The 15,553-nt window shown below is 41.5% G+C and carries 4 protein-coding genes; 1 reads left to right on the forward strand and 3 read right to left on the reverse strand.

Annotated elements, in window-relative coordinates:
- Positions 1–1,288: 1,288 nt before the first annotated feature.
- A complete protein-coding gene (locus N7E81_RS17020) occupies positions 1,289–10,891 on the forward strand; it encodes a T9SS type A sorting domain-containing protein (RefSeq protein ID WP_263050801.1) in 9,603 nt (3,200 codons plus the stop codon).
- Between the two features lie 57 nt (positions 10,892–10,948).
- Here the strand turns inward: N7E81_RS17020 and N7E81_RS17025 are convergent, their stop codons facing one another.
- From N7E81_RS17025 to N7E81_RS17035, 3 genes are all read right to left on the reverse strand, one after another.
- Positions 10,949–11,518, reverse strand: coding sequence for a uracil-DNA glycosylase family protein (locus N7E81_RS17025; RefSeq protein ID WP_263050802.1), 570 nt, complete (start codon positions 11,516–11,518; stop codon positions 10,949–10,951).
- Positions 11,519–11,592: 74 nt separating this feature from the next.
- Entirely contained in the window at positions 11,593–12,630 is a 1,038-nt protein-coding gene (locus N7E81_RS17030; RefSeq protein ID WP_263050803.1) for a LacI family DNA-binding transcriptional regulator, read from the reverse strand.
- Positions 12,631–12,826: 196 nt separating this feature from the next.
- Positions 12,827–15,490: an Ig-like domain-containing protein gene (locus tag N7E81_RS17035; protein WP_263050804.1), complete on the reverse strand. Its 2,664-nt coding sequence runs from the start codon at positions 15,488–15,490 to the stop codon at positions 12,827–12,829.
- Positions 15,491–15,553 lie beyond the last annotated feature (63 nt).

Here is a 15,553-nt window from a genome sequence, read left to right on the forward strand (position 1 = left end):
GATCCTTATCATTTTATATTCAACAATGACAGATCATTATTCTGATTCATCTCCGCCCCTCCTTACCCTCATGTACCAATACATTTCTTGATTTGGTTTTCACCATTTTCCCAAATTATATTCTGATCTAATATTTAATTCAATAATGTCAGGAAAAAGACAATATTTTTTTACGGTATTAAATGCTGATACAACAAACTAACCGATCAGTATGAACAATAAAATTCTGCTATCTCTTCAACCCATAATATTTAATTGGCCAATCACCACCTACCTCAGCTACTCCCCTAAAAGCACCTAAAAATAAGAGTAGGGGGATTGTTTTTAGCAAATGTTTTGGGTGTGTTAAAGGTTAAACTCCGCATATGTTGATCTACCTCTTGGTATATCTGACAAAAAAAGCGAGCTTATAAGTGTCGCAGTCTTACAGATAAAGAGTCAAACATTTAACATCCAAAATGCTGGTTTTTCTATTGCTAACATTCGAGAAAAATCAGCCCCATTACTCGATTGGGTTAAACGAAATTCAATCAGTAATTTTCTCATAATAATAAAAAGCGAGGTTTTGGTTTACCTCGCTTTTTTCTACCCTTCATAAAAGAAAAGAAAAACACAATCTATCACCCAATAGCAACTACTTGTTTCGAGCTTTCTTTAACTAATATATTTGTCGTAATTTTACGATTATTCATGATCTCTTAGATGAGGAGTTTGATCATAACAAACCTATTCAGAATAAATAATTCGTGTATTTTCCTCTTAAACAATAGGGTTTGATTTCATTCGACGAAAAAATCAAATCATTCGTAGGAAAACACCTACTTATATTAGGAGAATAACCGTTTTTTTGTAAATAGGGTATTTTACTAATGCAAACACAATAAGAATAGGATAATTTGGCAGAAATTTACTCATTGGGAGTGACACACTATGAAAAGGGGAAAATTTAAACTAACACTATGCTTTTTTGCATTGTATTATACAACCAGTATGGTACCGCATATCATAATCTCTAATGAGAGTGAACTTAAAGAAACACCCTTCCAACTACCCTACAAAAGTACTTTTGAACAATATTTGCCACTCACCTGGCAAAATACCACCAACAACCCTACCTACATTATTACACTTACCAACCCTACCTACCAACAATCAATTGACGGTAACAAAACATTACTGCCAATTTTCTGAAATTAAAAACCAGCCTCTATTTCTATCACCTATTGCATAATATATAATAGTTACACGAACCAATCATACTCAAAATTTTAGTTCAATTTATCTTCATATGAAAAAGTTTCTCTTAGTAGCACTCATTCTAATCATTGGCAACACACTGTATGCCCAGCAGTCAGGCCCTGCGGGACTAGGAACCACCGATGGCAGCTCGCCTTTGGAAATATGGCTCAGAGCTGACCAAGGTATATCCACGATCAACAACAAAGTACAAACTTGGGCAGATTTGAGTGGAAATGGTCGAAACATGACACAAACCACTGCTGGCCGAAGACCCTCTTTCATCTCTGCGTCACCAGACCTAAACGCCAAACCTACAGTCGACTTTGTTGCCTCTTCTAACACTTATCTGAATGGAGCACTCACTCAGGACTTTTTTGGTGTATCAGGAGAACCTACCGAAATTGGAGATGTATTTGTGGTATTCAAACAACCCGCTACTAACTCTGGCTATGTAGTACAGTTTCCTAATACAACTGGCAACAGTAGCTTTCTCACGCTCCTATCTAATGGTGGCGATAGCGCTCCTGCGGATAACAACGTCCTAAACGATGTTCAATTATTTGTAAGGCAAAGTGATGCTTCATTTTCAGTGCTGTCTACTCACAACGATGCAACATACAACGACCATTTCGTTGTTGATCAATTCCATTTAGCTAGGTTTGGTATTGACCCTACTACAGAAGATTTTTGGTTATATGACAATAGTGAGCTACTAAAACAGGCGACTACCGCCAATCAAATTTCATATAATGGAGGTACAGGAGATGAAGTCCTTAGACTTGGTGGGTCTGGTTCCGGCAGCTATTATGATGGAGAAATTGCCGAATTTTTCGTGTTTAGCGAAAAACTCAACAACGCTCAGTTTGTAATCATACAAAACTACCTTAACTCAAGGTATGGCATAAGCACTAGCAATGATCTCTATGCAGGAGACTTAGACATCAATTCCAACCATGATCTCGGTGTATTTGGTATTGGGCAAGCATCTGGTTCCGAAGTTATCAGCAGCGCTACCTATGAAGGTCTCACAATAGAAGCTACCGCTGGTCTCGAAGACAATGACTATCTATTTGCAGGTCACAAAATACTAACAAATACCATCCTAGATACAGACATCGCTGGACTTGCTGGAGCTTCACCAGCCAGAGTTGAGCGTGCATGGTACTTTGATATAACTGACGCAAATACATCCCTTACTACTACCATTACTTTCGATTTGGATGACGCAGGGCTAGAAGATGTAACTTTAGCTAACGCATCCAATTACAAATTAATCTCCCGCTCTACTCCTAATAATGGGAGCTGGTCAGATGCTGGAGGGACTGTCACTATCAATGATTTAGAAAACACCATTTCATTTTCAGGAATCACTGTAACCGATGGCAACTACTATACAGTAGCTACTACCGACAACAACAACAGTCCTTTAGGACATACCAGACAAACCTGGTATTCTTTTCAAACTGGCCCATGGGGAGATCCTAACTCTTGGACACTAGATGGAGCCACCACTCCTCTTTTTGACAATAATGGAAATGAAATTCCTGGGCTAGGCGATAAAGTAATCATCACTTCTGGACGTGTCATATCTATGTATGAAGCAGATGGATCCACCATTCTTGATAATATATCTGTTGAATCCGTTGCACTTAAACCATCTGGCAGGTTAGATTTATTAGCATCTACTGGGCATAATTTTGGTGCTATATCTGGCTCTGGCACCCTGACCTTAACAGGTATACCCAACACAGGCACTCCAACAGCATATATAGAAAACCTACCCGACGGAGATTACAGTGCGTTTGCGGATCAATTACTAGGAGGTACTATTACCTTAAATACCGCTACAAACAATATTCCTCTGGTTCTTAACCAGACCCTTAGCGGAGGTATCTCCCCCGATCCTAACGGAGCCGTGTCAAGAAGTATGACTGTGAATATGGGAGATGCTGATGATATTGTCATTTTACAAAGAAGTCTATACCTCACTCGCAACCTTAACATCACGCAAGGGGTTCTCCAAATTCACAGAAACACTACTGACAGCCATACTGGCATCACGTTTACAGATAGCAACCTGAATATAGACGTAGTCAATAACATAACGATAGCAGCCAATGGCTCTATCACGACAGGCAATGTCAACCAGCGTCACCAGCTCAATAGTTATGGAAATGTTTCAATCAATGGGTCTACCAAATTCACTCAGCGCACCAGTGCTACCCTTACCTCAACTGCTACAGACGGTATCGTAGATCTCAATTTTTTAAATACAGAGGCCGATCAATCTTTAACTTGTAATGCAGTTGCTCATTTTTACAGAATAGAAATCGACAAACAATCAGCGTCCCACACACTAAGTATTACGGCTTCTGCTGATGGAAATTTCAATCTCAACGGTCGAGCCAATTATACTGTTGATTCAGATTTAAACTTTAGGGGTACAAACAATAATGCTTTCGCATTAGTAACTGGAACAGCAAAAATCGGCTCTAATGTCAGCATCCTTTTGAACCAAGGAGGCAACTACTCCATCTCTTCTTCAGCCATGCTATGGGTAGATGGTGGACATGTTTTAAAAACAAATGGATCTGCACTCGTACCTTATGGTACTTTTAAAATTTCAGACGGTGTAGCAGAATTTTTGGTGCAAAGCGGAATTACCATTAGAGATGCAGGAGCCATAGAAGTAACTGGAGGCAGCCTTTATGCCAACCAAATCAGAACATCTATCCAAGCTACCGACGATATCGGTAGTTACCTTCAGAGCGGCGGACATGTGTATGTAAACGGAGGTAGTGGCATAGGATCGTCAACTACTGGCGGTGGTGGCACTCAGACAGATTATTATACTTTTTGTTTGCCAGAGGAAGCCAACGTATTCAGAATGTCTGGTGGTACTTTAGAGATCCAAAGATCAAACTACAATACGACCAGCTCTACTGGCACACCTAACGACGAAGATGCAACAGATGATCTTGGTGGTGGTATATTCATCAACTCTGCTAAACAAAATATTGAAGTAACTGGTGGTACAGTCATCATGAACATGAACAATACTGTCCCTTTCAAGGTCACTTCAAAGGCTCCCTTTTACAATGTTATAATGACCAACTCTCAGGGTAATGCGATCAACGACGCAGATGGCAGCACTACTGTAAATATCAAGACTACCGATGACAATATTGTATTCTTAGCTGGCGGACAATCTGGAGACGGATCAGGCTCAGATGTCATCATGCAAGCGCAGCCATTGGTGGTACTAAACGACCTTACGATTGGTGACGACACAAACCCAATCAGATTTGATCACTTAGGACAAGATGTAACTATAGGTAGAAATTTCACAATCACACACAATGCCCAATACTATTTTGGGAATGAAGACTTACTACCCTCTACAGGTACCTCTGGACTAAACACCGCTGAAAATACAATTATACCTGCAAGTCATCAAAATACAACCACTTTCAACGGAACGTTGAATAGCACCCTTTCATTGGCCAACTTGGATGTATTGACAGACAACAGACCTAGTGGCTACAATGAAGCTGAAAATAATGAGCAAGTTTTCTTCAACATGACGATAAGTAAAGAAAACAATACCACATTAACACTAACAGCTCCCAACAAACCAGTCAGCACAGTATCCAATATTCACAACGCATTAAGGACTGGAGACAATAGTAACTTTAGGTTGGAATCGGGTATTCTGAATCAAGGAAACCGAAGCATTAGGTTTTATGGAAATGTATATAATGCGAGTCAGCTAAGTGTATATGAGGAAGGAGTGACTGACATCAATGCCTTATTAAAATTCAGACCGGCTACATTCACCATAGAAACTGAACCTGGTGCAAAATTTGGCAATTTCAGGTTAAACTGTCAAGACCAAATCATCTCCATCGACAACGACGTTACAATAGAAAGATTGGAATACCTACACGGCCGACTCTACATTGGGAAAAATAGATTGACAGTAGATGAATTAGATGTAAACCTTACAGGTAATGCGGATTATGGAAACTGTAATGGCTGCTTCTCTGTAGAAGATATGATTATCACTGATGGTAACGCATCAGACGGTGGTCTGAGTTTAAAGATCTCCGCAACAAATAACACCACTATAAATGGTGATACTAATTTCGACGGAAACAGTACCATTCAAAGTATTCCTGAAACAGACTTTTTATTCCCCGTAGGTATCGGAGGAGGGGTTCCTAAGTACACGCCTTCCCTACTCAGCATCTCTGATGTTGGTGATCTGGGTGAAGATGGGGAAGGGTACATCATCGTAAATCCAGTCCAAGGTGCGTTAAAAACCACCAAGCAAACAGGTGAAATCCTAAACTACCATTGGAGAGTCAGAACCGAAGGATTTGATGCTGAACCCGAATTGAGTTATATCCAATTCTTTGGAAACAATGCTGACGACCCTTCTTCAGGAGTTAACCTATTGAGCTATGTAGCAGGCAAAGTGCTCGATGGAAGTGATTTTGCAAGAAGCTTCGAGCCTACAAATACAGTAACCACCCCATCACCTCCTTTTGAAAACGTTGATTATTCCATTTTATTCAATGGCTCTGGCTCTGGATTCACACTTGAGAATACTAACTTCACGGCTGGCGACCAAGCAAGATTTGAAGGCTACCCAAGAAAAATATATGCTAGAAAAAATGGACAATGGCACGACCCTACTACCTGGTCTGAAAATGGAAACGGCAGCCCAGCACTTACTTTGGTTTCTGAGCTCCCACAGCTCGGGGATATCGTAATACTCGGTTCTAATGACGGCGCAGCAAACAGACTAGTAGCCATAGACCCTAACAATGCAAACTATGCTCCGATTGATATCGCACGACTCGTAATATTAAGATATCATACAGGTGAGAGCTCTCTATTGACATTCGGAGATAGCGAGGTACAGCGAGATTTACATGATTTTGGTTTTGTGACCAACCAAGACCCTGACATTGCAGACCCAATAAATACAATAAATCATTCTTCTAAGTTGAAATTTGCAGGACCAGGGCTTCCTAAAGGTGACTTTGGTGAATTCGTAAGTGCTCCAAATACCCTTTGGACATATAGTCGCCAATTCCCAGGGACAACCGTAAACATAAGCAACATGGCAGGCGGCAATGTCGCTACAGTTAATTTTGATGGGTATACGATTGACAACTCTATTGATGAGTACCCCACTCTTCAATTTGATGCCTCTGGAAGCACCATCGCAGGAACCAATCGATACATCACATTACCAGATATCGACATCACGGTCAATCAAGACATAAGACACTTTATCGGCTCCAATAGAGTCAAATTCAACACCTCTGCAACTGGCGGAGACGTTCATGTAAAAGGTAATTTAGTTTTTAACTCAGGTACTAACCAATTAGAGTTTCAGGCGACAGGTACTTCTCGTACACTTACCGTAGACGGAGACATCAACTTCAATAACAACGCAGCCTCAAACCGACTTCTAGTAGAGGATGCGGCAAGTTCATTGACACACAACGTGGTATTGTCTGGAAGTATAATCAATAATAACAATTCCTCTAGAGTAACTTTATATCATTCGGCCACCAACACGAAAGCAAACCTGACAGTGGCTGGAATGAGCGATGAAAGCTTGCCTGATTTCAATACCAATATCGCCCTCAACAAACTCATTGTTAACAAAGGAGAAGATCAAACCAATAGCTTTACTGTCCAGGATGTTATTACTTTTCCCGACATTAATGTTTCTGACGAATCTCCAATAGAATTACTAAATGGTAGACTAATTATCGATCATGCAGGCATAGACCTACTGTTGGCCAATGCGGGAACAGGTGATTTCAACCTACCCAACCTACTCAACTCTGAGGCATCCTCTGGATCTGCTGGACTTGAAATCCAACAAGGAACTCTTAGGATTGAAGGTGACGACACAGGAATTATCCTTGATGGTTCTCTCGTTTTAAATGGAGGAAATTTAGACATGAGCAGTGGTGTTGGCAATGGCAACAATTTCATCGAATACTCAGCCACTGGCAATGCAGTAATTGAAGTAACAAACGCATCATCTATACTCTCAGTAGGCTCACAGATAAGAAGAGGTTTTTTCTCAGAAGCTGGCGTTTTAGACCTTAATATTACAGATGGTTCGCTCCTTATAGGTGTATCGTCTAAGGGCGACTACCGAAGAGGTATGCTCGAAGTGGTCAATCCAGGTAGTAACATTACTTTTACAGGTGGTTTGATTGTATTTACCAATCAGAACGGCGTAAATGCCACAGAGGCGATAAAAGCATCCCTCCTACTAGAACCAGACACCTATGATCTCACCGGGTCTACCATCTACGTTGACCTCATAGAGAACACCAATAACAACTTCAGTATCAATAGTGCTATTCCTCTTTACAATTTAACCGTTCAGAGTGATTTTGGTTCTGAGAGCGAAGTGGTACAATTGAAAACTAGAAGCCTGACCATCGAAGGTGACTTGACGCTAAGCAATGATGTAGAATTAAGGTCAAACAACCTCGGCCTTACCTTACAAGGTGATTTAGTAATCAACGACGATGCGGTATATTCTGCAGGAATCAACAAAACCACCTTTAATATCGGTGCTGGAGAAACTAGTATATTAACAGGAACAAACACTAGTGCAGTCTCTTTCTACAACTTCGAAAAGACAGGAGAAGGCACACTTGATCTAAACAAGGACATCAGTATCACTGGTGCTACATTTAAGCTTTCTCAAGGTACTTTGTCAGACAACGACAATGCCATTCACTTTCTGGGTCAAACCATGTCTAATGACGGAGTGCATACATCAGGCAGCAACCTAACGAATGGAGGTATTATATTCGAAAGAACAAACGATGCTCAAGTATTGTCGACCTCTGCAGAAGGCATATTTGGTAACCTCACTATCAACAATGTGAATGGTGTTGCGCTACCAGATGCTAACCAAGACTTTCAGATCACAAATAACTTGACTTTGAACGCTGGTGTTTTCGACATTGGCCCTGCACTACTTCTAATCACCTCTACAGGTACCATCACGAATGGAACTGGAAATGGCAGCAGCCTAAACAACTTTGGGGAAGCAAACCAAATTCAAACCAATAGTTCTATTATTGACTTTGGGTTAGAGAAGGAATTTGCAGCCAACAACACGGCAAATTTTGTATTCCCTGTAGGAGAAGGCAACAGGTACACTCCTGTATTGGTTGATTTCACAAGCCCTGGAGGCAACTCTGGTTCTACCATAGGTAAACTTAGAATAAGACCTAGAAATGCCGTTGCTCCTATCATGCTGAGCGAAGATCAAACCGTACAGGATGCCATTTTACAATATCACTGGTTGATCAATGGAGATAATCTGACCAATTTTTCAGCAGACATCATTGGCAGTTATGACGACGATGTGATTGGAACAGATGACGAAAACACATATAGAGGTGCCAGAGCTATATTCTCTGATCCAGATTTAACCGTAGAAAACCCTTTCCCGAGCAACGACGCCGATTTAGTAGACGATGTAGAAAATACCATCACCTTCCCTATTGCTTCTGAAAGTGATTTCTCTGGAGAGTATTTTGCAGGTAATCCAGACATCATACCAGACAATTTCGAAACGTTAATCTTCGACGGTTTGACAAACACAAATTACGACATCGCTAACAACTACTTCTTTGATGAAAATGACAACGGTGTTTTTGATGGTATAGACGTTAGACAAACAGACCTAAGTGCCGTCATTGGTGGAGCAATAGAAATTGCCTCTACCAAAACCATGGCACTGAACATTGACAATATAAGCTTCAGTAGACTCATCATCCCTGCCGACGGAGTGTTAGAAATCGCAGGAACCAACGGTCATATCTTGGGACAAGTAAGTGGTACTGGTACTATCAGAATTAATAGTGATGGCTCTACTGCAGCTCTACCCGCAGGTGATTATCTCAACTTCTTCGATTGCTCTGGTGGTGCATTAGAATACGGAGGATCGGGTGATTACACCATTTTGGTGGAATCGAATAAAGTAAGACAACTTACTTTGAATGGTTCTGGCACAAAGACATTTGTAAGCAATAGTAATATAGAGATTTGCGAAAATCTGATCATGAATAGTGGTACGCTGAATCTTGCGAGCGAAAAAACGTTTTTGATAGGAGGAGATTTCAATATGAACGGAGGCACAATAAACATGGCTACAGATGGTCTTTTCAAAGTATTGGGTGATGTAGATCTCACAGCAGGTATAATGACTACTTCTGACAATAGCTATTTTGAACTACTCGGTGATTTAAATAGAACAGCGACTACCATATCCTCTGTAGGTGGTACTTCTACGGTATTGTTTTCTGGATCCACAACCCAAAACATTACGGGAGATTTCAATATTGCAAATGTAATCATCAACAATACTGCATCAGGAACAGCAATTAATATCACGGGAGGATCTATCTTTAAAATCAATGGTAGTATCAACTTCCTTGATGGTATAGTAGCTACAGACAATACCAACTTCAAATCTGGTTCATTTACCATCAATAATGTATTGGAGTTTGCAACAAGTGCTAGCTTTACAGGAGGAAGTAGTGCCAGTTTTGTAGATGGGGTAGTAAGAAAAGAAAACCTCGTAGCTAACTCCAACTTCACATTCCCTACAGGAGATGGTTCTACATATGCACCCATATCAATACAAGAAGATGGTACTGGGGGAGAAACTTGGACTACAAGATACATAAGAGTAAATCCAACTACTTATTTGAGTAACAACTACTCTAACATTGGAACGACGGCAGTGTCAACTATAGAGTTCTGGGTCGTTCATGCCTCTACTCCAGGTCAATCCGCAACTATAGGACTGACCTACGGCACACAGTCTAACGTATTGACTCCCGACGAAACCACAGTTGTATCTATTTTCGACAACATAGGTGGTGGAAATGGCGTGGACAATATAGATACTTGGTCTGATGCTGGCAGAGGTGGGTTGTCTTCTGGCGCATCTACTACATCTGGGGTCATCAGTACAAACCCTACTACGATCGGTTTAAACTTCTTCACACTTGGCGGACAATCAGACACTGCCTTACCTGTTGAGTTGGTTAACCTAGAAGCAGAGGTTGTAACAAACGCCGTACAGATCAACTGGTCTACAGCTTCAGAATTAAACAACGATCGATTCGAAATCGAGCGTTCGGCAGATGGGGTGACCTACGAATATATCGGGATAGTAGAAGGACATGGTACAACTAGCGAATTGCAGAAATACACGTTTGTAGATGAGTCTCCATACTACGGAGTGGCCTATTACAGACTGGTACAAGTAGACTATGATGGAGCTGAGGCTATCTATGGCCCAGCTAAAGTAAATAACGATCAATTTCATCAAGGACTAGAACTTGTGTTCTTTCCGAACCCTACAGACGCTAGCAACGTGAATTTGAGACTGGTGAGCGGCGACGAAAACTCTCCTGTACAGATCGTAATGTTTGACCTTACAGGACATATGGTATATAACCAAACTATAGCAGCCACCTTAGGAGTATCAGAACACAGTATTCCTACCAGACTACACTCTGGCATCTACCAAGTGATCATCACACAAGGCAATAACAAACGAATAGAAAGACTAGTGATCAGCAACTAAGTCTAGTATAGAACAAATGAAAACAGCTCCTTGACCGAAAGTCAAGGAGCTGTTTTTTTATAAGCACTCGCTGATTTTATGCTGTAACGACGGAAGAACCTCTTGGTCGAACCAAGGATTTTTTGCTCGCCAAATATTGTTACGTGGAGATGGATGAGGCAATACAAAATATTTAGGCAAGTAATCTTCAAAATGCCTAACCGTTTCGGTTAACGTATTATAAGCCTGACCTCCTAGATAATACCCCTGTGCATATTGACCAATCAACAAGGTAAGCTTTACCTCTTTCATTTCCCCTAATACTCTACTGTGCCAAGTAGGCGCACAAGTAGGCATAGGAGGCAGGTCTCCTGACTTGCCTTTGCCAGGATAACAAAACCCCATGGGTACAAGTGCTATTTTTTCTGGATCATAAAATGTACTTTGGCTCACACCTAGCCAAGCACGCAGATTCTCCCCACTCTTATCGTCCCACGGCACTCCCGTCCGATGCACTACCGCCCCTGGTGCTTGTCCTATAATCACCAACTTGCTCCGAGTATGTGCAGCCAATACTGGCCTAGGATCATGAGACAATTCATCCTTACACAGTTTGCATTGCCTTATTTCGTGTAGTAATGTATTCATAGGGTAATCAACAATAGCTTTGGCCAATAAGTTTATAAACCCTGACTATGGATTATAAGCGCCTAACCCTCTTTTCAATAATCACAGTACTTGAGATTTTCTTTAGTAATGATGTCTAATGGAAGGTATTGGTTTTTTGTCACTTCTGATTTTAAAATCAAATATTTGTAGAGCGACTGAACTGCCAAATACCCCTGCATAATTGGCTGTTGATCTATGACTACATCTACCCAGCCCTTTTGCAAACAGTCTACATTTTCATCTACCAAGTCATAACCAATCACACGCATTTTGGCTTGCTCCCGTATGTCGTGCAACTCATTCATAAGCAAATGAGATTTCGAATTGGGAATAAACAGATGCACCGCCAGTTTGGCCTCGCGCATTTGACGCTTGAGTTCATCTATTGACAACCCGTCCTTTTCTAAATTTATATGAATGATTTTTACTGTAGGATCATTTTTATAAAAAGACTCCAATCCCGCTATTCTTGTTTTGATGGCTTTGTTTTGGGCATCTGATTCCGACAAGGTGACCACCCAAACAGAATAATCATGAGTATAAGGATTCTGCAATATACTCCCTGCCATTCGGCCACTCTGAAACGTATCCTGCCCTACAAAAGATAGATTGTCTACGCCTTCCATGTCTGCATCTACAAACACAAACGGTACCTCTGTCTGGCTGAGTAGCTCCATCGCTCTCCCTCCTATCTTCAACATATTGGGCGTCAGGATCAAACCATCTGGTTCATCAGCCAAGGCCTGTTCGATAGCAGCAATCCGATCCGCTTCCCTCGTGGTAGATATGCGATATTCCTGCTGAGCAAATCCCATATCGCCAAACTCCGACATCCCCCGACTGATACCCGCCCGGTGTTTATCCCAATAGGGGTTGTTGTCGGGCAGTACCACTGCTATTTGGTATGTTCTGTTGAGCTTGAGGCTTCGAGCGTAAATATTAGACGAATAGTTGCCCTTTTTAGCAATTTCAAGAATCTTATCCTTAGTCGCTTGGGCTACTCTGCTACGATCATGCAGCGCTCGATCTACAGTACCTATAGATACATTGGCCAGCTTTGCAATTTCTTTAATTGTGATTCTTTTAGGCATCGACGTGCAAATAAGTTCGGACTGATTTTCACGCAATATAATACAATTGCAAGCAAAGTGATCGTACACGCACTGTAGGGTCACTTTCAGATTTACATGCCTACTCATCGCAAAAAAACAACTGACATAAAACAAGAAGAGGTTGCCTTGAAAGGCAACCTCTTCTGTAATCGTATCTTTAGCTATTTACGCCAAATTATTCACTGAATTTTCTAACCTTAAACGTTTGGGTTTCTTCTCCCACCAGTCTGAGTAAGTAGATCCCATTTTCAATATTTAGATTGTTTATTTCCAACTCCTGCTGACCTGACACAATCGTTTGTTTAAATACTACACGACCATTGATATCAACCAAACCCACTTCTCGCACTGGGGCAGCTCCAAAATTAACTTTGATCTGATCTGTGAATGGATTAGGGAAAGCGACAACTGATACGGTATTCAAGGACTCGCCTACAGGTGTTTCGCTTGTTCGGGCTCCACTCGCTGGTGTGTATGTAATCTCCAACTGCGGGGCTGTAGCTGTATTTTCCTTCGAAGCAAAGGCGGCATCGTTGCCACTGGTCTGTGTCACGATGAAACTCACATTTCCTCCAGCAGACAAAGCAGAGGCATTCAAGTCCCATGTATAAGTAGTACCTACGACATAGCTACTGTTGTTGCTACCCAAAAGTGCCGATGAGGTAGGTTTGTTCCCGCTTGACAAATTAGTCTCTGTCCAGTTGTTGGAGTTGCCTAGGTCAATATTGACATTGCCATTGCCACCATCTCCATTACATTTCAATTTCAACTTGGCCTCTGTGATGGTTCCATTCACACTACTCAAATCATACTTCAGATACCCGACACGATTACCCGACTCCACTCGAATCAGCGTATTATTGTTTAGAGATGTACCTTGCAAATAAGCATCATTTGTAGGAGTAAATGTGGTGGTCACTGGCGTGCTAGTAGATCCAGCATAAGTAGTCCAACTGATATCATCAATGGCAATGCTATTATTTCCACTTCCCGATGATGCATTCTTCAGTCCAATGGTCACAGAACCTGTAATGTTGATGTTATTCACTGAAAAAGTATAAACGGAAGATCCTGTATGATTCATACTACCCACTACGGTTCCATTCACTAGCAACTGTATCGTACGCTGTACACCAGAGCTCCATAAATCTTTGCATTTTACAGAAAAAGAAGAGATCCCTCCTGCAATAGCATTGGACACCACTCCCGTACTACCTGTATTGAAGTATATACCCTTAGAACTGTCGATATTCCCTGAGGCTCCTTTGGCATTGACATTCCAAACGAACCCTCCATCGCCAGTGTAAGTCTCCGTACCCCAGCCATCTAATGTCAAATTCCCGAAAGTTTCCGTATGTGTAGTCCCTCCTGAAGACCCTCCACTTGTCACGGTAATAGCCGATGTGTCTGTTTTGTTGCCATCATTGGTTTTGACCGTGATCGTGGCAGACCCTGCAGATACACCTGTGACTACACCATTGCTATTGACTGTCGCTACTGAGGTATTGCTCGAACTCCAAGTTACCGTCTTATTAGTAGCATTGGTTGGCGATACCGTCTCTGATAATGTAGTGGTGGCTCCTACTTGTATCGTCTTGGATGAAGGTGATACAGACACCCCTGTGACAGATACACTAGTAGAGCCTCCTAAATTCACCGCATAAAGTGTTCCTCCACTCGGCACTCCTTTTCCATTAGCAGGAAAATTATCTATGCGCTCTTGAATCGAGAGTCCTTTCTTCAATGGCCCCACATACACTTTGGTATCGTCAGACCATGGCGTAGAACTTCCATGGTTGTGGTTATTTTGCACACAATCGTTTCTGAAAGCAAAGTTGGGATTGGCAGAATTCGTGTGCATAGAAGACCAAGGCCCCATCAGTGCAAAATACACAGGCAGGTTATTTCTCGCTTCTACAGGAGTGACTGCATCAGCATCCCCTGGAGCCACTGGAGGCATATCATATGGCAACGTAATTCTATTGTACTCCACCAGGTTGTTGCCATTATCTCCAGAGTGATAGCTGACCTCTTGATGAAAGTCATTGTCGTATAACACGTTGTACTCCACGTTGCCCCCTTGCAGTGAAATGTGACGCAAGTGCGTAATCTGACATCCTGTGATAAGATTGTCACGACCTTGGATGAAAAAGTAACCTTCTGCTCCTCCTGCTTTGCGCTTACAGCCATCTACGATTAGATCTCTGAAGGTATTGTGATCGGCTGGGCACCTGAGTGGATCTTTTGCACTATTGAGTATAGTCACTTTATCTAGCCAGCAGTCTTCTGTACCACCTTTGAGACGTACCGACACGTTGGTATTTGTAAATTCTCTATTCTCATCCAAGCTATAGTTCCAATTATAAATTGGCTGCCCCCAACTGCCTTGGATCGTGAGTTTGTATATCCCACAATTGCTTACATTATTGAACAGAAATGCATCATTACTACTCATTGTAATATTACAAATCACTCCATTTCTACTTTGCCCTATGATAGAGACATTCGATTTCATATTCACCGTACCATTGATGGTATAGGTGCCATTATTCAAAGTCAGCAACCCTGTTTCTCCACTAGAGAGAGAATTAGAAAGGCTGGTAATAGCCGCATTGATCGCCGAACTATTACCGGCATTCATACTAGCCGTTTTATCAAAAGAACTGATAAAAGGAATCCCACCTCTCACCCCTGCATTGGCCCAGCGGTTCATCTGTGGATAATCCGTGTCAAATTTACTCTGATCTACTGTGACCCCAGGGTCTCCTACTCGGAGCTGTGCCTGGCTTGTAAAAACCAGTAGATTCATCATTAATACATAAAGTAACTTTTTCATCATTTAAAATAGTTTTGTTTGAAATTATTGTTTTGTTTCATGCTGTAGTCTGTATCAAACCACACC

The sequence above is a fragment of the Reichenbachiella carrageenanivorans genome, assembly GCF_025639805.1.
Lineage (GTDB): Bacteria > Bacteroidota > Bacteroidia > Cytophagales > Cyclobacteriaceae > Reichenbachiella > Reichenbachiella carrageenanivorans.

Bases quoted from the DNA above. Each gene is read 5' to 3' on its own strand.
- N7E81_RS17020 (WP_263050801.1), top strand. From the start codon at position 1,289: ATGAAAAAGTTTCTCTTAGTAGCACTCATTCTAATCATTGGCAACACA.
- N7E81_RS17025 (WP_263050802.1), bottom strand. From the start codon at position 11,518: ATGAATACATTACTACACGAAATAAGGCAATGCAAACTGTGTAAGGAT.
- N7E81_RS17030 (WP_263050803.1), bottom strand. From the start codon at position 12,630: ATGCCTAAAAGAATCACAATTAAAGAAATTGCAAAGCTGGCCAATGTA.
- N7E81_RS17035 (WP_263050804.1), bottom strand. From the start codon at position 15,490: ATGATGAAAAAGTTACTTTATGTATTAATGATGAATCTACTGGTTTTT.